We start from the raw sequence: 20,246 nt of genomic DNA, 5'->3' as shown, positions 1-20,246 counted from the left end.
GAGGTGCCCGCTGTCGTCCCAGCGCCCGACGCTCGCCGACGTCGCCGCGACCGCCGGCGTGTCGGTGTCGACCGCGTCCCTCGCGTTCTCCGGCGCCGGCCCGATCGCGGCCTCCACGCGTGAGCGCGTGCTGGCGGCGGCCACCGAGCTCGGCTACTCCGGTCCCAACCCGCTCGGCCGCCAGCTGCGCAGCGGACGGTCCGGGATCGTCGGCGTCGTGGTCGGTGACGCGCTGCGGCGCTCGTTCCGGGACCCGGTGTCGATCCAGGTCCTCGACGGGCTCGTCGGGACGCTGGGCGAGATGAACCTGGGCGTGCTGCTCATCCCCGGGCCGACCGACCCCGCCGAGCCGCCCGTCGACCCGCTGGTGCTGTCCGCGGCGATGGACGTCGCCGTGCTGCTCTGGGGCAGCGGCGTCGAGGACCCTGTGCTCGGTGCGCTGCGGCGTCGCGGCGTCCCCACCGTCGTCGTCGAGGGCGTCCCCGAGCCCGACGTCGCGACCGTCGGCATCGACGACCGTGCCGGCATGGCGGACGCCGCGCGTCACCTCGTCGACCTGGGCCACCGCCGGATCGCGTGCGTCTCCCTGCCGTTCGACCGCGCGCGCGGCGAGGGCATCGTCGCGCCCGAGCGCGTCGGCGAGGCCGTGTGGCAGGTGACGCGCCGCCGGTTCGAGGGCATGCGCGACGGCGGCGTGGAGCCGGTCGAGATCTACGAGACCCCCGCCTCGCTCGTCGAGCACGGCGCCGCTGCCGGGCGTGCGCTGCTCGACCGGCCGGACCGTCCGACCGCCGTGCTGTGCCAGTCGGACCTGCTCGCATCGGGCGTCGTCCTCGCCGCCCGTGAGCTCGGCCTGGCCGTGCCGGGCGACGTCTCCGTCGCCGGGTTCGACGGGCTGGACCTCCCGTGGCTCGCGCCCGACGTGCTGACGACCGTGGCGCAGCCGCTCGCCGAGAAGGGCGCCCAGGTAGGCAGGGCGGTGGCGCAGCTCCTCGAGGGCAACCACCCCGACCCCGTGGTGCTGCCCGTGGAGCTGCGGGTCGGCACCACGACGGGGCCGGTCCCGGCCTGACGCGCTGCCGGCTCGCTCCACGCGGGAGCGACCGAGGTCGTCTCGGAGGTCGTCTCGGAGGTCGTCGCGGAGGTCGTCGCGGAGGTCGTCTCGGTGGTCGTCTCGGCCCTCAGGCCAGGCGGACGACCGCCTGAGCCTTGCCGAGCACGCGCTGCCCGTCGACCGAGACCGTCAGATCGATGCGCGCCGTGCCGGCGGCCTCGTCGAGCAGCCCGACGACGGCGACCACCTCGACGCTCGCGGCACCGGGGTCCGGCACGGGCACGGGCCGCGTGAAGCGGACCTGGTAGTCGACGACCCGGCCGGGGTCACCGGCCCAGTCCGCGACCGGGCCGACAGCCGCGCCCATGGTCCACATGCCGTGGGCGATGACGCCCGGCAGTCCGACCGACGTCGCGACGCGCTCGTTCCAGTGGATCGGGTTGAAGTCACCGGACGCGCCGGCGTACCGCACCAGCCGGGCACGGTCGACGACGACCTCGGTCCGGGCGACCTCCTGGCCGACCTCGAGCTCGGCGAGGCGCGGGGCCATCAGGACTCCTCGGGGCGGACGGCGAGCGTGGAGACGACGGTGGCGACGGGCTCGCCGTCCTCGCTCGCGATCTCGGCGCGCGTGGTGATCATCGCGAGCCCGGCCCGCTCGACGATCGAGTCGACGTGCAGCACGGTGACCAGCCGGTCGCCGGCGTGGATCGGGCGGTGGTGCGTGAACCGCTCGTCGGCGTGCACGACGCGGCTGAAGTCGATGCCGGCGGCGGGGTCCTCGAACAGCTGGGCCTCGGCCCGCTGCGCGACGACGACGGCGAACGTCGGCGGTGCGATGACGTCGGGGTAGCCCAACGCACGCGCCGCCTCCGCGTCGGTGTGAGCGGGGTGCTGGGCCCCGACCGCGGCCGCGAAGGACCGCAGGTGCTCACGTCCGACCTCGAAGACGGCGTTCGGCGCGTACTCGCGCCCCGCGTACCCGGTGTCGACGGGCATCGCCAGGGTCAGCGGGTCTCGCGGTGCAGCGTGTGGCGGTTGTCGCGCGGGCAGAACTTCTTCATCTCGAGCCGGTCGGGGTCGTTCCGACGGTTCTTCTTCGTGATGTAGTTCCGCTCCTTGCACTCCGTGCACGCGAGCGTGATCTTCGGACGGACGTCCGAGCTCTTGCTGGCCATGGTCGTGCCACCTCTCGCGCCACCAGGACGCTAGCGATCGTTCTTCGGGCGCCGGGCGGCACCCTCCGGGGGTCATCATCGGCCGTGCCGCGTCCTTCGCGCGACCCTCGGGACGAGGGCTCCGCGCCGGGACGCCTGTCGACGCACGTCGTTGGCGGACTGCGGGGCAGCCACCATCGCACGCGAGCACAAGCCGCCGACAAGGATAGCGCACGGCACCGGCCGCTCCGCACCCGGGCTCGTTGCCCTCGTCACGTCCGGCAGCCGCCCACAGCCGGCTCCAGGAGCGTGACCGGCGGCCCGCGGCTGACCCATAGGCGGGCCAGGGGGCAGGCCGGCGCCGGCTCGGACGCGAGAACGGGCCGGTGCGGCCGACCGTCTGGCGGTCGATCGCACCGGCCCGTTCTCACTGCCGGTAGCGGGGGCGGGGCTCGAACCCGCGACCTCACGATTATGAGTCGTGCGCTCTCACCAACTGAGCTACCCCGCCTCGCGGTGCTCCCGGGCGCGCGGCTCGCGCCGCACGCCTGGACACACCACAGAGCCCCGAAAGGGAATCGAACCCTTGACCTTCTCCTTACCATGGAGACGCTCTGCCGACTGAGCTATCGGGGCAGCGCGGAACAGGCTACACAACGAACCCCCGCCCGCGAAATCCGCCCTCCCACCGGCGCGCACCCACCCCCGCCTCCCCTGCCTCCCCCCTCCCCGCGCGACCTCCCCCTCCCCCGGCGAGCGCGGACGTACCGGCTCGAGTGCGCCCGTCGAGCGTCCGCGGTCGGGCTCGGAGGTCCGCGCTCGTGGGCGCGGCCGTACGGTGCTGCGCCCACGAGTCAGTGGACGCCCGCACGGCGCAGGGCGTCGCACATCGGGCCACCCCGCCAGGCGTCGTCCCACGTCCACCGGACGAACGCGCGCACGAGCGCGCGGAGGCGGTCCTCGCGGACCTTCTCGCGCCAGAGGACGTCCGGCCCGTCCGCGTCGTCGTACTTCACCCTGCCGTCGAACTCACCGGCCACGCCGAGCTCCGGCCACCAGAAGTCCACGCGCCCGACGAAGCCGCGACCGTCGTACACGTCGTGCTGGAGCCGGGGCATCGGCAGCCCGTGCTCGTGCATCCGCGCCCTGCTCAGCGACTCTCCGGGAGACTCGCTGCGGGCGTCGGCGAGCGAGGCGACCGCTCGAGCAGCGCGCGCGCCCCGCCGGGCCACCAAGGGCGCGACCTCGGCGGCGAGCTCGTCGGGCGTCGCCAGCCGCGCCCGCAGGGCGGCGTCCGCCGCGACCAGCCCAGACGCGAGGCCTCCGACGCGCGCGAGGTCGATGGCGGTGCGGGCGGCGCTCGTCACCAGCAGGCCGGCGTGCACCCGCTGCGACACCTCGCCGGCGCGGGTGTGCCGGACGACGCCCCGCTTGGAGCGGCCGCCGGACGCCTCCGGGAGGGTGATGTGGACGCGGTCGTCGGGTCGGCCGACCGCCGGAAGGCCCCAGACCGCTGCTGCGGACCAGTGCGAGAGCAACGGAGCGCCGCGCGCGGCGCTCGCGGTCGCCTGGACGGCCAGGAGATACCGCTCGTCGGGCGTCAGCCCGTCCCAGTGGTCACGGCCCACGTACGCCCCGCGCCGCACCCGCACGTCGCCCGCGCGACGCGCCGACTCCGCGCCACGGCCCGTCACGAGCCCGCTCGTCGTCCCCATGGCTCCCCCGTCCTCGACCCCTCGCCGAGGCTGCCAGAGGACGAGCGCGCCCCACCCCTTGTCCCCACCCCTCACTCAGCCACCCGACCCCAGCCCGCCTCACGGGAGGACCCACCGCCATGACCACCGCCGGCGGGTTGTCCACGACGACGAGGCGCCCGCGCCCGGCGCACGCCCGAACCCAACGTCAGTACCGATCGCGACCCGAACCGTCCACGCCCCGACCCGCGACCGCGGACAGCAAGAGGTGAGCGCGGACGATCAACAGTCACGCTCGCTACACACCGTCCGCAGTCGCGGCGATGAGGTGAAGTGCCGTGGGGCGTACCGCGCGCGCCCCCGGCCGCGCACCAGTCCCGCGTGCACACCCCCCGGCGCGCACACCAACCGCGCGCACACCAACCGCGAGCGCGGACGGTACAGGTCGAGCGCGGACCGTCAACGGGCGCGCTCGGCACGCACCGTCCGCGCTCGCGGGGGGAGGCACGCCCGGGTGGGGTGGGGTGGGGCGGTGCCGGGGGGCGAGCGGTCAGGGCGCGCAGGTCCGCGGTCGCGCAGGTAACCGCGCGCACGTGCCCGCGAGCGCGGACGGTGCCGGGTGAGCGCGGACGGTCAACGGGCGCGCTCGGCACGCACCGTCCGCGCTCGCGGGAGGTGGGGGGCGTGGGGGTGGGGGGTGCGGGGTGGGGGGGGTGAGGTGTGCGAGGGCGGGTGGGCGGGGTGCCCGGGCCGCGGGGGTGCGGAGCGTGACCGCTCGCGGGTGGGGGCGGGGGTGGGCGGCGCGGGATGGGAAAGCGAAGGGGCGCCCCGTGGGGCGCCCCTTCGGCAACGTGGCGGGTGAGGGATTCGAACCCCCGTAGGCGTTGCCAGCTGATTTACAGTCAGCCCCCTTTGGCCACTCGGGTAACCCGCCGGGGTGGTGCCGCCGTGCGATCAGGGGCCGGGCCGACGAGGTCGTCGTGCATCCCGACCGCCGCTCGCGCAGCGTGCCGTGGAAGGATAGCAACACCCGGGGCCGGTCGAGAAAACGACGGGTGGACAGCCGGGTGACACAGGCACGGAACGGACATCGGAGGGGTGCCACATGGCGAGCGACTCGTCGTTCGACGTCGTCAGCAAGGTCGACCGGCAGGAGGTCGACAACGCGCTCAACCAGGCCTCGAAGGAGATCGCGCAGCGCTACGACTTCAAGGGCGTCGGTGCGTCGATCACCTGGAGCGGGGAGTCGGTGCTCATGGTCGCCAACTCCTCCGAGCGGGTGCTCGCGGTGCTCGACGTCTTCCAGTCCAAGCTCATCAAGCGCGGCATCTCGCTCAAGGCGCTCGACACGGGCGACGGCGAGCCCAAGCCGTCGGGCAAGGAGTACCGGCTCGCCGCGAGCATCAAGGAGGGGCTGTCGACGGAGATCGCGAAGCAGCTCGCCAAGATCATCCGCGACGAGGGCCCCAAGACCGTCAAGACGCAGATCCAGGGCGACGAGCTGCGGGTGACCAGCAAGAGCCGCGACGACCTGCAGGCCGCGATCGCCCTGCTCAAGGGCGCCGACGTGGACGCCGCGCTGCAGTTCGTGAACTACCGCTGACGCGGGACGACGAGAGGGCGCGCCCCGGCCGGGGCGCGCCCTCTCGTCAGCTCCGGCCCCGAGGTAGCCGCCGCCCGCGCCCGCGCCGTCCTCAGTAGCGCGTGATGCCGCCGATGGTGCCGGCCTGCGCCTCGAGGCGTGCGATGCGGTCCGCCATCGGCGGGTGGGTGGAGAACAGGCGCGCCATGCCGGCGCCGCGGAACGGGTTCGCGATCATCAGGTGCGAGACGTTCTCGAGCTTCTGGTCCTGCGGCAGCGGGCGCGCCTTGGTGCCGCTCTCCAGCTTGCGCAGCGCGGAGGCGAGCGCGAGGGGATCGCCGGTCAGGGCGGCGCCGTCCTCGTCGGCGTCGTACTCGCGCGTGCGGCTGATCGCCATCTGGATCAGCATCGCGGCGAAGGGCGCCAGGAACAGCAGCAGCAGGCCGGCGAGCGGGTTGCCGCCCTCGCGCCGGTCTCCCCCGCCGAACCACAGCGCCATCTGCGCGAGCGAGGTGATCACGCCGGCCACCGCGGCGGCGACGGACGACGTGAGGATGTCCCGGTTGTAGACGTGCTGCAGCTCGTGGCCCAGGACCCCGCGGAGCTCGCGCTCGTCGAGCAGCTGCAGGATGCCGGCCGTGCAGCAGACCGCGGCGTTGCGCGGGTTGCGGCCGGTGGCGAACGCGTTGGGCGCCATGGTCGGCGAGACGTACAGGCGCGGCATGGGCTGGCGTGCCTGGGTCGAGAGCTCGCGCACGATGCGGTACATCGCGGGCTGCTGCGCCTCGGTGACGGGCACGGCCTGCATGGTGCGGATCGCGATCTTGTCCGAGTTCCAGTAGCTGACGGCCGTCCCGACGAGCCCGAGCGCCGTGAAGACGAGCAGGAACTTCGACGTGCCCCCGCCCAGCACCCAGCCGAGTCCGAGCAGGACGGCCCACATGACGCCGAAGAGCGCCGCCGTCTTGAGGCCGTTGAAGTGGTGCCGCGTCGTCATCGGTGTCCTGCCTGTGCGTGCTCGTCGGGAAGCGAAAGAAGAACGGTGGTCCCTCCAGGCAACGTCCCTGGACGGACCACCGTTCCCGGGTGGTGCGTGGTGCGCGCGGTCAGCGCGCGGCGGAGCGGCCCAGCGCCACGTCGACCATCTCCTCGCGCGGGACCAGCTTGACCCGCTCACGCCCGTGCGGCTCGCCGAGCCCGCGCTCGTAGGCGTCGAGCAGCTCCCAGCCGCCCCACTCGATGACGTCCACGCCGCGCGAGGTGAGGAACTCGGTCACGGCGGCGGGGTCGCGGTCGGTCGCGCTCACGAAGCCCTCGGCCTGCGCGTCCTCGACGAGGTGACGGATCGTCTCCGACGCGTCCGACTTGGTGTGCCCGATCAGCCCCACCGGGCCGCGCTTGATCCAGCCGGTCGCGTAGACGCCGGGCAGGTGCTCGCCGTCGACGTCGACCACACGGCCCTCGCGGTTGGGGATGACGCCTGCGACGTCGTCGAACGGGATGTCGACCAGCGGCGAGCCGAAGTAGCCGACCGCGCGGTACACGGCCTGGACGGGCCAGTCGTGGAACTGCCCCGTGCCGGTCGCGTTGCCGTCGCCGTTGAGCGCCGTGCGCTCGGTGCGGATCCCGACGACCTTGCCGTCCTCGCCGAGGATCTCGGCCGGCTTGTGCAGGAAGTGCAGGTGGATGCGGCGCGAGGCGGTGAACTCCTCGGGCTCCTTGAGCGTCCAGTCCGTGAGGGTCTTGACGACCTGCTTGGTCTGGTTCGACGAGTGGATCGCGGCCATGGAGCCCTCGTCGAACTCGAAGTCCTCCGGGTACACGATCACGTCGACGTCCGGCACGTGCCCGAGCTCGCGGAGCTCCAGCGGCGAGAACTTGACCTGCGCGGGCCCGCGGCGCGCGAACACGTGCACGTCGGTGATCGGGCTCGCCTTCAGGACGTCGTAGACGTTCGCCGGGACCTCGGTCGGGAGCAGGTCGTCCGCGTGCTTGGCGAGGATGCGCGCGACGTCGAGCGCCACGTTGCCCGCCCCGAGCACCGCGACCTGCGTGTCGTCGAGCGGCCAGGTGCGCGGGACGTCGGGGTGACCGTCGTACCAGGACACGAAGTCCGCGGCGCCGTAGGAGCCGTCCAGCTCGATGCCCGGGATCGGGAGCGCGGCGTCCCGGATGGAGCCCGTGGAGAAGATCACCGCGTCGTAGAACTGGCGCAGGTCGTCGAGCTTGACGTCGGTGCCGTAGTCGACGTTCGCGAGCAGGCGGATGTCACCGCGCTCGAGGACCTTGTGCAGCGCGACGATGATCTGCTTGATGCGCGGGTGGTCCGGCGCCACGCCGTAGCGCACCAGGCCGAACGGCGCGGGGAGCCGCTCGAACAGGTCGATGCTCACGTCCAGGTCGGTCTTGGACAGGATGTCGGACGCGTAGATGCCGGCGGGGCCGGCGCCGACGACGGCGACGCGCAGGGTCGGGGTGCTCACGGGCGGACCTTCCGATCGGGACCAGGGCCCTGCCGTCCCGCGCCCTCGAGGGGCGGGATCGCTGCACCTCGCCAGGGGCGGGTCGCGGCGGGCAGGGCGGTGCTGCCGGTCAGTTTAGGACGACCTCACGTCCGTTCCTCGCCTCCGCGCCAGCATGCGGACAGCCGTGGACACCCGGGGCCGGGGTGGACGGGTGGCGCGCGCACCTCCACGCGCACGCACCACCCGCCCGTGCCGAGCCCGCCGACCCCACGTCCGGAGGCAGGCCGGCCCGGCGGTCGCGGTGCGCGGTCAGCCGCGCCAGGTGTCGTGCAGCGTGAGCACGCCGCTGCCCGGCACGGTGACGGCGCGGTTCGCGCCGCTCTCCCACGTCACCGCGCCGGACGCGTCCTTGCGGACGTACTTGTACTGCACGACCGTTCCCGCGGGCAGCGTCACGGACGCCCGCCAGACGGGGTAGGCGGACGACGAGAGCGCCACGGCCCGGGCCGGCGACCAGGCGCCGAGCGCCGCGACGTCGCCCACGACGTAGAGCTCCTGCCCCCACGTCGTGCTCGCGGTGACGCCGAAGGACACGGCCGAGGCCGCGCTCGTCGGGCTCGCCGTGGGCGACGGCGTGGCGGTCGGCGTGGAGGTCGGGGTGGAGGTCGGGGTGGAGGTCGGCGACGAGGTCGGTGTCGCGGTGCCGCCGCACGGGTCGCTCGTCGTGACGGTCCCCCCGGAGACCGCGGCCACCGCACCCGTGAGCGTGTAGTCGCGCGACCCGTTGTTGTCCCACGAGCCGGCCCCGTCGGTGAACGCCGCCGTGATCGGCACGCCGTCGTTGTCGATCGTGCGGGACACCCAGCCGGTGCACGCCGCCGTGAGCGCCACGCCGGGGACGGCGGTCCACGCGCCGGTGCCGACGCGGTAGTGGACGCGGTACGCCGGCCACCCCTTCGTCGTCGCGTAGTAGACCGTCGTGTCCTGGCCCGCCGGCGCGCTCGTCGTGGGCGACGGGCTCGTCGTCGTGCCGGGGCGGGCGGCGACGTGCAGCGCGACCGCGCCGGCGGCCGGCACCGTGAAGGTCGCGTTTCCGCCGCCGTCCACGGTGACGGTAGTGCCCGTGCACGACGAGCCCGCGGAGCCGGACACGACGTCGCAGTACCGGCCCGCGGGCAGGCTCGTCGCGAACGTGCGCGTCAGCGGGTTCCCGGACCGGTTGATCGCGACGTACCCCTTGTCACCGCGGCCGAAGGCGATCTGGTCGTACCCGTTGTCCCACCACCCGGTGACCGCGGTCCCGGCGACCGCGTTGCGGAAGCCCACCAGGTGCGCGGTCTCGTTCCAGCGGTGGGCGCAGGTCCAGGTGCCCTGGCCGCAGACCGCGTCGGTCACCTCGCCGCTGCCGGACTGCGGGGCGCCCGCGTCGTTGTTCGAGAACGCGTAGCCGGAGTAGACCGTGGGCCAGCCGTAGGGGTACGCGAGCATGAAGACGTTCGCGAGGCGGTAGGTCGAGCCGTTCTTGTAGCTCAGCGTCTCGCCGTTGCGCTCCGTGTCGTGGTTGTCGACGAACACGCCCGCCTTGTCCGAGGGCAGCAGCCACGACGCGCCGGCCAGGCCCTGCAGCGACGTCAGGTTCCCGCCGGAGAACACGCTCTTGAGGTGGCGGGCGTAGCTGAACTCGTGCGAGTCGCCCACGCCCAGGTACTCGCTGGGCTGCACCGGCTCCCCGCCGGCGCCGATGACCTCCTGGACGATGTAGACGCTCTGGTCGGAGAGCTTCGCCTTGATCGCGGCGAGGTCGCTCGCCGCGATGTGCTTGGCGGCGTCCACGCGGAAGCCGCGCACGCCCAGCGAGATCAGGTCGTTGAGGTAGTCGGCGATCTCCTGGCGGACGTACTCGGCGCCCGTGTCGAGGTCCTGCAACCCGACGAGCCGGCAGCTCTGCACCTGGTACCGGTCGCCGTAGCTCGCGATGTTGGTCCGGCAGCTGTGGAAGTCCGCGGGCGAGTAGCCGCCCGCCGGACCGGGGTACCGCTCCTCGGTGAACACCGTGCCCGCCCAGCCCGTGCCGCTGGTCTGGCCGGACATGTGGTTGATCACGACGTCGGCGATGACCTCGACGCCCGCGGCCTTGCAGGTCGCGATCATCGCGGCGTACTCCGCGCGCGTGCCGAGCTTGGACTCGATCCGGTAGCTCACCGGCTGGTAGGAGGTCCACCACTGCCCGGCGAGCACCGGGTGCTCGTTGGGCGGCGACGTCTGCACCCACGCGTAGCCGTCGGGGCCCAGGTGCTCGGTGCACTCGCGGCCGATGGCGTTCCACGTCCACTGGAAGAGGTTGACGCCCACGTTGCGCGCTCCGGGCGGGGCGGCGTCCGCGGGCGGTGCGCCGCCGACCGTGACGGCCGTGCCGACACCGGTCAGGGCGAGCACCGCGACGGCGAACGCGGCGACCGCGCGCAGCACCCGGCGGGCGCCGGTCGCGTCGGGCTCGCGTGCGGGCGGGGCGGGGTTCGGGGTCGAGAGCACGACGTCCTCCTCGGTTCGGGCCCGACGTCGTCGTCGGGCGTCGCGGACGTCGCACCGTCGCGACGTCCGTTCGTCGGCCGGTGACCCGACCGACCCGCTCCGGAGACGCCACGCCGTTCCCGGCGTGGAGGAGGTGCCCGGGCGACGACCTGCGGTGTCGCCACCCGGAGCGCGTCTCCAGTGCTGCAAGACCGCCGCAAGAACGACGGCAACTTGCTGCAAACGGACACTAGGGGCGCGCGCCCGGAGCGTCAACCGCTCGTCCGCGCACCGGTCGGGGCTACTTCCGTACCCGGGGGAGACCCGTCCGACGAGCCGGGCGGCGTCCGTGTCCGAGCGCCCACCTAGGGTGCTGGGGTGACGGACCTCGACCCGCGGCGCGGACTCGGAGCGGGCCTGGGCGCGTACGTGCTCTGGGGCCTGCTGCCGCTGTACTTCACCGTGCTGGCGCCCGCGGGCCCGGCCGAGGTCGTGGCGCACCGGGCTCTGTGGTCGCTCGTCTTCTGCGCCGCGGTGCTGACCGTCACCCGGACCTGGCGCGAGCTCGTGGTCGTCCTGCGCTCACCGCGCACCCTCGGTCTCCTCGCCCTCGCCGCGGTGCTGCTGGCGACGAACTGGCTGGTCTTCGTGCTCGGCGTGCAGACGGACCGCGTCGTCGACGCCTCGCTCGGGTACTTCGTGAACCCCCTCGTCACCGTCACGCTCGCGGTGACCGTGCTGCACGAGCGGCTGCGCCGCGCGCAGGTCGTCGCGCTCAGCTTCGGGGCGCTCGCCGTCGTCGTGCTGGCCGTGGGCTACGGACAGGTGCCCTGGATCGCCCTGGTCCTCGCCGCGTCGTTCGGGCTCTACGGGCTCATCAAGAACCGCGGCGTCCGGGGCGTGGCCGCGGCACCCGGTCTCGCCGCGGAGACGCTGGTCCTGGCGCCCCTCGCGCTCGCGTTCCTGCTGGTGCTGCACGCCCAGGGGCACGGGACCTTCCTGGGCCACGGATGGGGGCACGCCGCGCTGCTCGCCCTGTCCGGGGTCCTGACGTCCGTCCCGCTCCTGCTGTTCAACGCCGCGGCCCGCGTCCTGCCGCTCACCGTCGTCGGGCTCCTGCAGTACGTGACGCCGGTGATGCACTTCGTGATCGGCGTCGCGCTGCTCGGGGAGCGCATGCCGCCGGCGCGCTGGGCCGGGTTCGCGCTGGTGTGGGTCGCGCTCACCGTCCTCACGGTCGACGGGCTACGTGCCGGCCGCGGGGCGCGGCGGGTCGGTGCCGGCGCGGTCGCCCGACCCGGCAGCGGACCCGGCCGTGGACCGGGCGACGGCGGCGAGCTCAGCGCGCCGGACGCGGCTGGGCGTCCACCACGACGACCGTGACGTTGTCGCTCGCGCCCGCGGCGACGGCCGTGGCGACCAGCCGGTCCGCGGCGGCCTGCGGGTCCGGCTCGGCCTTGAGCTCGGCCTCGATGCGCGCGTCCGGCAGCGCGTCGGTGAGCCCGTCGGTGCAGGCCAGCATCCGGTCCCCCGGGCTCACCGCCATCACCAGGACGTCGGGGTCGACCGCGGTCGCCCCACCACCCAGCACGCGCGTCACGACGTGCCGCCACGGGTGCCGCGCCGCCTCGTCGGGCAGCAGCAGCCCGTCCGCGACGAGCTCCGCGACCTCCGAGTGGTCGCGCGTCACCTGCTCGAGCACCGCTCCCGCCATCCGGTAGGTCCGCGAGTCCCCCACGTTCAGCACCACCCAGCAGGGCGTGCCGTCGTGCACGGTCAGGACGACACCGGACACCGTGGTCCCCGGGCGACGGTCGCTGGTCGACGGGACGGCACGCACCGCCTGGTGCGCCGCGAGCAGCGCGTCGTGCACCTCGTCGGGACCGGCGCCGCGTCCGACGAGCGCGCGCAGCGAGGCCACCGCGGCCGCGCTGGCCACCTCCCCCGCGTCGTGCCCGCCCATGCCGTCGGCCACGACGAACACGTCGTCCTGCGCGAGCAGTGCGTCCTCGTTGCCGGCGCGGCCGCCGGGCGAGGTCGCGGCGCCCCAGCGGACGCGCGCCCCGGAGCTCACGGCACCCGCCGGGACGGGCCGCGGGGCACCAGGCGCCACGCCAGCGCGGTGAGCGTGACCACCGCGGCGCCTGCGAGCGCCCACCAGACCGCCGCGTCCCGGACGGGCGCGAGCGGGTCGACCGCGGGCGCCACCTGCACGGGCGTGGGCGCCGCCGCTGCCGGCGTCGGGGTGGCGGCCGGGTTCGGCGGGCCCACCGCCGTGCCGTCGTCGACGAACACGAGCGCCTGGTCCGGCCGGACCACGCCCCAGCCCACCTCGTCCGTGCGCTCCCCGGCCGACGCGCGCGCAGCCGTCACCTGCAGGCGGTAGGCCCACTGCGCGGGGGACTCGTCCGGGAACCGCTCCGCGACCAGCGCCGCCGCCGCGCTCACGTACGCCGTCGACCAGCTCGACGAGGCCGCGTCGGCGGCGTACCAGCAGTCGCCCTCGCCGGGGAAGACGGACAGCACCTGCTGGCCGGGTGCGGCGACGCCGACCTGCTCGCCGTGGATCGACTCCCCCGACGGCTGCAGGTCGGAGCCGACCGCGGCCACGCCGAGAACCTCCGGGTACGCCGCCGGGTAGCGCGGGCGGTCGCTCGTGTCGTCCGCCGTCTGCCGGTTGCCCGCGCTCGCGACCACGAGCGCACCCGCCGCGGTCGCCTCGCGCACCGCCGCGTGCAGGTCCGGGTCGTCGGTGCTGGCCGACATCGAGACGTTGATGACGTCCGCGCCGTGCTCGGCCGCCCACCGGATGCCGTCGGCCATGCGTGCGGCGGTCGGCCCGAGCCCTGCGTCGTTCCACTGCTCGTCGTCGCCGTAGTAGACGCGCACCGGCAGGATGGTCGAGTCCGGGGCGAGGCCCACCACGCCCGAGCCCTGGACCTCGCGCGCGGCGATGATCCCGGCGACCGCGGTGCCGTGCGACCACGTGTCCGTGCGGCCGGTCGCGTCCTTCGACTTCCCGACGACGTCCGTGCCCTTCTCGACGGCGTCCGCGAGGTGCGGGTTGCGGACGTCCACGCCGGAGTCGACGACGGCCACGACGACGCCGGCGCCCGTGGCGGTCGCCCATGCCTGGTCCGCCGCCAGCCAGGTCAGCGCGGGCGGTGCCGCGGTCTCGAGCCGCTCCGGCTGGTCGCCGCACGTCTGCTCGGTCGCGGCGGTCCGCTCCGCGGCGTCCGCAGCCGGGCCCGCCGCGACGCCGGCACCCGTCAGCACGCCCACCGCGAGCACCAGGAGGGCCGTGCCCGTCACCCGGCGCGCCGGCGGGACCGACGCGGTGGTCACGGCACGCTCGGGATCGTCGCGGCCGTCGTCGTGAGGTCCGGTCCCGTCCCGAAGAGCTCCGCCCACGCCGGGGGCACGACGACGACGTCGTCGGGCGCGTACCCCAGACGGGCGAGCGTCTCCTCGTCGGCGCCGGGCAGCCCGTACCGGAGCCCGGTCTCGTCGACGAGTCCGTACGCGCCCGCGGCGTCGGGAGCGGACTGCGCGAGGAACAGCGCGCCGCCGCCCGGGACGATCGCGACGCCCGCCGCGGCGGGCGGCTCGGCCGAGACCAGGGCGACACCCGCTCGGGCCCCCGTCGTGAGCACGGCGCACGCCGCCCGGTCGCCCGGCAGCGCGGTGACGCTGTCCACCGGCCAGTCCGCGGGGGCGACCGGCTCGCCGATGCCCGCCCGCGCGACCTGCGCCGCGCTCATCTCGACCTCCTGCGCGCCCGCACCGGACCCGAGCGCGTACAGGCCGGTCGCGAACGGGCTCAGCTCGGCGAGCGTGCCGTCCTCCAGCACGACGTACGAGCGGTCCTCCTGTCCCACGGTCGTCACGCTGACGACCGTGCCCACGTCGAGCGCGCGCAGCCCGGTCCCGGACGGTGCCGGCTCACCGGCACCCGCCACGGTCAGCGGGACCAGGTCGGTCCCCTCGGGGAACAGGTTGAGCCACCGGGCGGGGACCTCGACCGGCGCCTGCGCGTCGAGCCCGGTGGCGCGCAGCACGGCCGCGACCTGGTCGGCCGGCACCAGGTGCCGCACGCCGTCGGCGACCACGAACGTGCGGTCCTGGACGACGACCGCGACGGCGTCCTCCGGCTCGGTCGCGACGTCGACGCCCACGCTCGTCGCCACCCCGTCGCCCGCGACGCACGACGACCAGCCCGTGCCGACGAGCGACGCGGCCGCCGGGGGCGCGTCGGGGGCGCCGGGGATGCCGATGGTCGGCCCGCGCGGGGCGTCCGCGATCACGTCCGCGCCGAGCTGCACCACGTCGAACGACGTCGCGGGGATCGCCAGGCGCGCGCTGGTCGCGTTCAGCACCGGGTAGAGCGTGCCGTCGCTCGACACGTAGCGCGTGCCCACGTCCTCGACGACGACGAGCCGCTCGTTCTCCCACCCCGTCGGGTCACGCTGCAGCATCCCCCAGCCCAGCGAGCCGAGGACGACGATCACGCTCAGCGTGATGCCGGCGACCACCCCGCGCAGCGGCTTCGTGGGCTCGAGCTCCTGGCCGCCCGGGGCTCCGCTGAGGAACGCGGTGAGCAGGCGACGACGGCTGAAGGTCTGCGCCTCGACGAGGTCGCGCTTGGCTGCCATGGTGCGCGCGGACCGCCCGTCAGACCAGGCCGGCCGCGGCCACGCCGAGCGGCAGCAGGACGGCCAGGGACAGCATCTCGAGCACGTCGCCGGTGCGCGCCAGCGCGACGCGGCGCCGCGGTGCGACGAGCCCGAGCCCGACGAGCAGGACGACCGCGGCACCCGCCGCGCACACGAGCGCGGTGCGCCAGCCCGGGTGCAGCAGCGCGGCGCTCAGGATCGCCAGGGCGAGCCCGGTGATCCCCATCGCGACGACGACGAGCACGTCGGCGCGCGTGTACGACTGGCGCGTCGACAGCAGCAGCCCGACCCAGCCGACCACGACGAGCAGCGACGCCGCGAGCCCGCCGCCGACGAGCGTGGGCGTCGCGACGAGGGTCACGACGCCCACGGCGACCCGCAGCGCGAGCTGGACCCGGTAGCCGCTGTCGAGCTGGCGCCGCACCCGGTCCGGGTCGATCGGCACGGGGTCGAGCAGGATCTCCGCGTCGCTGCGCGGCGACACCACGCGCAGCGGGGTGGTGGCGAGCGCGAGCCACGGCACGCCGATGCTCGCGGTGAGCACGACGGCGACCACGACCGCGAGCACGTCGGCCGGCGCCGAGCCGCCGAGCTCCACGGTGGTCCCCACCACCGCGAGGGCCAGTCCCAGGGCGGCGGGGCCGACGGCGACCTCGCGGCCCTCCGGCAGCGCCGCCAGCGCGAGCGCCGCCACGACGACGAGGCCCGCCCCGGCCGCGGCGGCGGGCCAGCCCCACGACGGCGCTGCGGTCCCCACGGTCAGGCCCGCGACGGCGCCCAGGAACCCACCGGCGAGGACCAGGACCCGGCCCGCGACGGCGTCCCGGCCCACCCGCGCGACGACCGCGCCGGCGGCCACGGCCAGCAGGGCACCGACCGCGGCGGCGACGGGCGGCAGCGGCTCCGCGAGGGGCGCGCCGAGCAGGAGGAGACCGGTTGCGACGACGAGCGCGGCGGCGCCCCAGGCGGCGCCCAGCGCGCTGTCGTGCGGCGTCCACGGCCGGAACCGGTCCTCCACGGCGTCCGCGACGGCCTCGACGACGTCGTCGTACACGCGGGGCTCGGGCTGCGCCGCACCCGACTCGAGCGTGAGCACCTCGCCGTCCTCGACGCCGGCGGCGAGCAGCGACCGGGCGGGGTCCAGCGTCTCGCCCGTCGGGGTGACGAGCCGGTAGCCGCCGTACACGGCGCCCGCGTCGAGGACCCCGAGGGACCGCGCGAGGCCGGGCACGATCTCCACGACCGCGACGTTGCCGGGGGCGCCGAGGTCGACGCGCCGGTCACCGCACGTGACCGAGATCCGCAGCAGCGTGCCCACGGGGCTCGTCGGCGTGCTCTCGGTCATCGACGTCCTCGGGTCGGTCGGGCGGGTCTCTCGGGTCTCCGGCGTGCCTGCTCCCCGGGCTCCCCCGTGCCGGCGGTCCGCGGCGCGGCCGCGGTGCAGGTCGGCGCGGGTCGGGGCATCCGGCACGCGTCGGTCAGCATAACCAGGAGAGCGGTCGGCGCCCGCGGACGACCACCCGTCCACAGCCGGCGGGTGCCGCCCGCCGCGGACCGGGCCGCCGTGCTTGTGTGGTCCTCGGTGCGACGCGCAGTCGCCGCACCGGCACGGCCCTGTCCGGGGTCGTGCCCGGCATCGGCCCGGACGGGTCGGGCATGGGGGAGGTGTCATGGCAGGAGAGGTCTCCGCAGCTGATGGTGCGATCAAGCAAGGAGCGGACGTCGTCGCCCGGACGCGTGGTGAGCTGCAGAAGGAGCTGGGCTCGCTCGAGGGCAAGCTGGCCGGGATCGGGTCGCACTGGCAGGGCCAGGGCGCGGTCGCGTTCAACCAGCTGATGGTCCGGTGGCGTGAGGACGCGACCAAGATCGTCTCGGCGCTCAACGAGTTCGAGCAGAACCTGCTCACGTCGCAGTCGACCTACACGGCGTCCGACGACCAGCAGCAGTCCACGTTCTCGCGCCTGTCCGGGCGCCTCGGCTGACGAAGGGAAGCATCATCATGAGCGACCTCAAGGTGAACTTCGGCGGCCTGTCCACGGCCGCCGCCGACATCCAGGCCGGCGCCTCCCAGATCGAGGGCCGGCTCAACGACATGGACCAGTCGCTGCAGCCGCTGCGCGCCAACTGGTCCGGCGAGGCGTCGACCTCCTACGAGGCGGCCCGCGCCAAGTGGACCTCGGCCATCACGGACATGAAGGCGCTGCTCGCCGAGATCGGCACCGCGGTCTCCACGTCCAACGAGGACTACCAGGCCACCGAGCGCGCCAACGCCGCCCGCTGGTGACCCCGAGTCCGGGCCGTGGCAGGGACCTCCCCGCCACGGCCCGGACCCACGCGGGCGTCCCGCCCGTCCGGGTGATTGTCCGAACGGCCGTCCTCGCTCCGACGGTCCGGCTCGGGGGCGTCCACGCCTCTCCCGACCAGGCATTTCCCCGTCGAGCGCAGGCCGCGACGCGATCGTCCGGGCCGTCCACAGGATGGTTGCTCGGCAGGACGGACCTGGGGGGTGTCGGATATGGTGCGGTCGGTTTCGCGAACATTCGCCGGAACTGGCGTGGCCCTGTCCGGGGTCGTGCCCGGCATCGGCCCGGACGGGTCGGGCATGGGGGAGGTGTCATGGCAGGAGAGGTCTCCGCAGCTGATGGTGCGATCAAGCAGGGAGCGGACGTCGTCGCCCGGACGCGTGGTGAGCTGCAGAAGGAGCTGGGCTCGCTCGAGGGCAAGCTGGCCGGGATCGGGTCGCACTGGCAGGGCCAGGGCGCGGTCGCGTTCAACCAGCTGATGGTCCGGTGGCGTGAGGACGCGACCAAGATCGTCTCGGCGCTCAACGAGTTCGAGCAGAACCTGCTCACGTCGCAGTCGACCTACACGGCGTCCGACGACCAGCAGCAGTCCACGTTCTCGCGCCTGTCCGGGCGCCTCGGCTGACGAAGGGAAGCATCATCATGAGCGACCTCAAGGTGAACTTCGGCGGCCTGTCCACGGCCGCCGCCGACATCCAGGCCGGCGCCTCCCAGATCGAGGGCCGGCTCAACGACATGGACCAGTCGCTGCAGCCGCTGCGCGCCAACTGGTCCGGCGAGGCGTCGACCTCCTACGAGGCGGCCCGCGCCAAGTGGACCTCGGCCATCACGGACATGAAGGCGCTGCTCGCCGAGATCGGCACCGCGGTCTCCACGTCCAACGAGGACTACCAGGCCACCGAGCGCGCCAACGCCGCCCGCTGGTGACCCCGAGTCCGGGCCGTGGCAGGGACCTCCCCGCCACGGCCCGGACCCACGCCCAGCGCACTGACGACCACGAGGGGGGAACCGTGCCGACCGACGACCTCGAGATCCAGAGCGAGGTGCTCAAGAAGCGCCTCGGCACGCTGATCGAGCTGTACGACCTGGTGGACGACGTGCGCACCGAGGCGACGAACATCCTGGGCCGGCAGTACAGCCCGACGTGGTCCGCCGTGGGCTCCGCGGTCGACTTCTCGCGCCAGTACCGCCTGCTGCTCCGCGACGTCTCCGACAACCTGCGCGCGCTCCAGTCGCAGATCGAGACGTTCCGCGTCGCGCTCAAGGACACCGAGGCCGACCTGGCGGCGCACGACGAGGACGTCCGCGCCCTGTTCGCGGACCTCGACGAGCGGCTGCACCCCCCGACCCCTTACGGCCCGTACCCGCCCTACGGCCCGTACCCGCCGTCCGGGCCGTACGCCTCTCCCCCGTCGGAGAACAACTACTCGTGACCGCACGCCCGCTCCTCCGTCGTCGCTCGGTGGCCGCGCTCGCCTGTGCGGCGGCGCTGGGCTGCCTCGGCGTCGCCCCGGCGACGGCCGCCGGCGACTCGGACGGCGGGATGTGGTACTTCACGAAGACCGGCATGGACGCCATCCACGAGCGCACCACGGGCAAGGGCGTGCACGTCGCGATCATCGACACCGCGATCGCCCCGGACTCGGGAGACCTGCGCGGTGCCGACCTGACGGTCCACGAGCCGTCCTTCTGCGCCGAGGAGCGGGGCGGCGACCGCCTGCCCGCTGCGCAGGACACGCCCGCCGCCGCGCACGGCACCGGGATGAGCGCGCTCGTCGTCGGGACCGGGAAGGGGCTGGACGGGGAGCCCGGGACGCTCGGGATCGCCCCCGACGCGACCGTCACCTTCTACTCCGCGCTCGTCGGCCCCGAGGGCACCGAGAAGGGTGTCTGCGAGCCGTTCGAGGGCCGCACCAACAACGAGCTCGACCTCGCGATCCTGCAGGCCGTCGAGGACGGCGCGGACATCATCTCGATCTCGCTGAACTCCACCGGCGGCTGGGGCGAAGAGGGCATCGCTCCCGCTCTGGCGTCCGGGGCGATCATCGTCGCCGCGGTGACGTCCGACGAGAAGAGCCCGGCGCTCGGCTACCCCGCCCAGTTCAACGGCGTGGTCGCGGTCGACTCGATCGGCCCCGACGGGAAGGTCTGGGGCGGCGCGCCGTCCGGCACGGGCGTCGTCGCCCCCGGGGAGGACATCCACCAGCTCGACGACGACCTGGCGGGCTACTCCGAGCGCAGCGGGTCGTCGAACGCGACCGCGTACACCGCGGGCGCGCTCGCGCTCGTCAAGTCCGCGTACCCCGACGCGACGACGAACCAGCTCCTGCAGGCCTTGGTGCGCAACACCAACGGCGAGGAGCACGAGATCTACCGGGACGACTTCTACGGCTTCGGCACCGTCAACGTCCGGCAGATGCTCGAGCAGGACCCCGCGAAGTACCCCGACGAGAGCCCGTTCCTCGACCACGACGAGCTGAGCGTGCCGACCTACGAGCAGGTCATGGCGCTCACGACGCCCAGCGCCGAGCCGACGCCGAGCGCGACGCCCGCCGCCACGGCGGGGGCGACCGCGGAGCCCTCCGCCGCGCCGAGCGCCGCACCCCCCGCCGCCGAGGACGCCGACGACGGATCGGCCGCGCCGCTCGCCTGGGCCGGGCTGGGCGGCGTCGCGCTGGCTGCCGTCGCCACCGCGCTCATCCTCGTCGCACGACGCCGCGGCGCTGCCGCCGACGCACCGACCGCCGCCGTGACCGACGGCGGCACCGACGACCCGCACCGACCACACGAGACAGGGGGAGGGTGAC

The 20,246-nt window shown here is 74.5% G+C and carries 20 protein-coding genes and 3 tRNA genes; 9 read left to right on the top strand and 14 right to left on the bottom strand.

Going from position 1 to position 20,246, the window contains the following annotated elements:
• Positions 1-10 precede the first annotated feature (10 nt).
• Positions 11-1,072 (top strand): LacI family DNA-binding transcriptional regulator, encoded by a 1,062-nt coding sequence (locus KIN34_RS08270; protein ID WP_214351936.1) that lies wholly within the window; start codon positions 11-13, stop codon positions 1,070-1,072.
• Positions 1,073-1,181: 109 nt separating this feature from the next.
• On the opposite strand, the gene KIN34_RS08265 is transcribed toward KIN34_RS08270, so the two are convergent.
• The 7 genes from KIN34_RS08265 to KIN34_RS08235 all read right to left on the bottom strand — a co-directional run bounded on the left by KIN34_RS08265 (position 1,182) and on the right by KIN34_RS08235 (position 4,839).
• A complete protein-coding gene (locus tag KIN34_RS08265; RefSeq protein ID WP_214349109.1) occupies positions 1,182-1,604 on the bottom strand; it encodes a MaoC family dehydratase in 423 nt (140 codons plus the stop codon).
• Positions 1,604-2,053: an FAS1-like dehydratase domain-containing protein gene (locus KIN34_RS08260; RefSeq protein ID WP_214349106.1), complete on the bottom strand. Its 450-nt coding sequence runs from the start codon at positions 2,051-2,053 to the stop codon at positions 1,604-1,606. Before KIN34_RS08260 ends, KIN34_RS08265 begins: the two co-directional genes overlap by 1 nt.
• 8 nt (positions 2,054-2,061) lie before the next feature.
• Entirely contained in the window at positions 2,062-2,232 is a 171-nt protein-coding gene (gene rpmG / locus KIN34_RS08255) for a 50S ribosomal protein L33 (RefSeq protein ID WP_029290226.1), read from the bottom strand.
• 416 nt (positions 2,233-2,648) lie between these two features.
• Positions 2,649-2,722 (bottom strand) — tRNA-Met (locus KIN34_RS08250).
• A gap of 52 nt (positions 2,723-2,774) precedes the next feature.
• Positions 2,775-2,847, bottom strand: a tRNA-Thr gene (locus KIN34_RS08245).
• 218 nt (positions 2,848-3,065) lie between these two features.
• Positions 3,066-3,926, bottom strand: a complete 861-nt coding sequence (locus KIN34_RS08240) for a hypothetical protein (protein WP_214349103.1) — start codon at positions 3,924-3,926, stop codon at positions 3,066-3,068.
• A gap of 831 nt (positions 3,927-4,757) precedes the next feature.
• A tRNA-Tyr gene (locus tag KIN34_RS08235) sits at positions 4,758-4,839 on the bottom strand.
• Between the two features lie 171 nt (positions 4,840-5,010).
• Here KIN34_RS08235 and KIN34_RS08230 point away from each other — a divergent pair.
• Positions 5,011-5,508 (top strand): YajQ family cyclic di-GMP-binding protein, encoded by a 498-nt coding sequence (locus KIN34_RS08230; protein WP_214349101.1) that lies wholly within the window; start codon positions 5,011-5,013, stop codon positions 5,506-5,508.
• A 91-nt stretch (positions 5,509-5,599) separates the two neighbouring features.
• Here KIN34_RS08230 and htpX read toward each other — a convergent pair whose 3' ends face one another.
• The 3 genes from htpX to KIN34_RS08215 all read right to left on the bottom strand — a co-directional run bounded on the left by htpX (position 5,600) and on the right by KIN34_RS08215 (position 10,484).
• Positions 5,600-6,484, bottom strand: a complete 885-nt coding sequence (htpX, locus tag KIN34_RS08225) for a zinc metalloprotease HtpX (protein ID WP_214349098.1) — start codon at positions 6,482-6,484, stop codon at positions 5,600-5,602.
• Positions 6,485-6,593: 109 nt separating this feature from the next.
• Positions 6,594-7,970 (bottom strand): FAD-dependent oxidoreductase, encoded by a 1,377-nt coding sequence (locus KIN34_RS08220; protein ID WP_214349096.1) that lies wholly within the window; start codon positions 7,968-7,970, stop codon positions 6,594-6,596.
• Between the two features lie 291 nt (positions 7,971-8,261).
• A complete protein-coding gene (locus KIN34_RS08215) occupies positions 8,262-10,484 on the bottom strand; it encodes a carbohydrate-binding module family 20 domain-containing protein (RefSeq protein WP_214349093.1) in 2,223 nt (740 codons plus the stop codon).
• A gap of 357 nt (positions 10,485-10,841) precedes the next feature.
• On the opposite strand from KIN34_RS08215, the gene rarD reads away from it, so the two are divergent.
• Positions 10,842-11,846: an EamA family transporter RarD gene (gene rarD, locus KIN34_RS08210; protein WP_214349090.1), complete on the top strand. Its 1,005-nt coding sequence runs from the start codon at positions 10,842-10,844 to the stop codon at positions 11,844-11,846.
• Here the strand turns inward: rarD and KIN34_RS08205 are convergent.
• From KIN34_RS08205 to KIN34_RS08190, 4 genes are read right to left on the bottom strand one after another with little or no spacing between them, the layout of a single operon-like run.
• A complete protein-coding gene (locus tag KIN34_RS08205; RefSeq protein WP_214349087.1) occupies positions 11,803-12,537 on the bottom strand; it encodes a PP2C family protein-serine/threonine phosphatase in 735 nt (244 codons plus the stop codon). The genes rarD and KIN34_RS08205 overlap by 44 nt on opposite strands.
• Positions 12,534-13,808 (bottom strand): S8 family serine peptidase, encoded by a 1,275-nt coding sequence (locus KIN34_RS08200; protein WP_214349084.1) that lies wholly within the window; start codon positions 13,806-13,808, stop codon positions 12,534-12,536. The genes KIN34_RS08205 and KIN34_RS08200 overlap by 4 nt, the downstream gene beginning before the upstream one ends.
• The gene (gene eccB / locus KIN34_RS08195; RefSeq protein ID WP_214349081.1) at positions 13,805-15,115 is read right to left on the bottom strand and encodes a type VII secretion protein EccB; all 1,311 of its coding nucleotides are present in this window, start codon (positions 15,113-15,115) and stop codon (positions 13,805-13,807) included. Before eccB ends, KIN34_RS08200 begins: the two co-directional genes overlap by 4 nt.
• A 19-nt stretch (positions 15,116-15,134) precedes the next feature.
• Positions 15,135-16,481 (bottom strand): EsaB/YukD family protein, encoded by a 1,347-nt coding sequence (locus KIN34_RS08190; RefSeq protein ID WP_214349078.1) that lies wholly within the window; start codon positions 16,479-16,481, stop codon positions 15,135-15,137.
• 325 nt (positions 16,482-16,806) lie between these two features.
• Here KIN34_RS08190 and KIN34_RS08185 point away from each other — a divergent pair, with 325 nt between their 5' ends.
• The 6 genes from KIN34_RS08185 to KIN34_RS08160 all read left to right on the top strand — a co-directional run bounded on the left by KIN34_RS08185 (position 16,807) and on the right by KIN34_RS08160 (position 20,245).
• Complete coding sequence (locus tag KIN34_RS08185; RefSeq protein ID WP_214349075.1) at positions 16,807-17,118, top strand: WXG100 family type VII secretion target; 312 nt, start codon at positions 16,807-16,809, stop codon at positions 17,116-17,118.
• Positions 17,119-17,135: 17 nt separating this feature from the next.
• Positions 17,136-17,420, top strand: a complete 285-nt coding sequence (locus KIN34_RS08180) for a WXG100 family type VII secretion target (RefSeq protein WP_214349072.1) — start codon at positions 17,136-17,138, stop codon at positions 17,418-17,420.
• A gap of 332 nt (positions 17,421-17,752) precedes the next feature.
• Positions 17,753-18,064 (top strand): WXG100 family type VII secretion target, encoded by a 312-nt coding sequence (locus KIN34_RS08175; RefSeq protein ID WP_214349075.1) that lies wholly within the window; start codon positions 17,753-17,755, stop codon positions 18,062-18,064.
• A gap of 17 nt (positions 18,065-18,081) precedes the next feature.
• A complete protein-coding gene (locus KIN34_RS08170) occupies positions 18,082-18,366 on the top strand; it encodes a WXG100 family type VII secretion target (RefSeq protein ID WP_214349072.1) in 285 nt (94 codons plus the stop codon).
• An 83-nt stretch (positions 18,367-18,449) separates the two neighbouring features.
• Positions 18,450-18,872 (top strand): hypothetical protein, encoded by a 423-nt coding sequence (locus tag KIN34_RS08165; RefSeq protein ID WP_214349069.1) that lies wholly within the window; start codon positions 18,450-18,452, stop codon positions 18,870-18,872.
• On the top strand, positions 18,869-20,245 hold the full coding sequence (locus KIN34_RS08160; protein ID WP_214349065.1) for a S8 family peptidase: 1,377 nt from the start codon (positions 18,869-18,871) through the stop codon (positions 20,243-20,245). The genes KIN34_RS08165 and KIN34_RS08160 overlap by 4 nt, the downstream gene beginning before the upstream one ends.
• The last annotated feature ends 1 nt before the right edge of the window (position 20,246 follow it).

Source organism: Cellulomonas fulva (genome assembly GCF_018531375.1).
In the GTDB taxonomy this organism is placed as follows: domain Bacteria; phylum Actinomycetota; class Actinomycetes; order Actinomycetales; family Cellulomonadaceae; genus Cellulomonas; species Cellulomonas fulva.
Note: the sequence above shows the minus strand (reverse complement) of the source record. Positions and strands in the feature narration are given on the sequence as shown.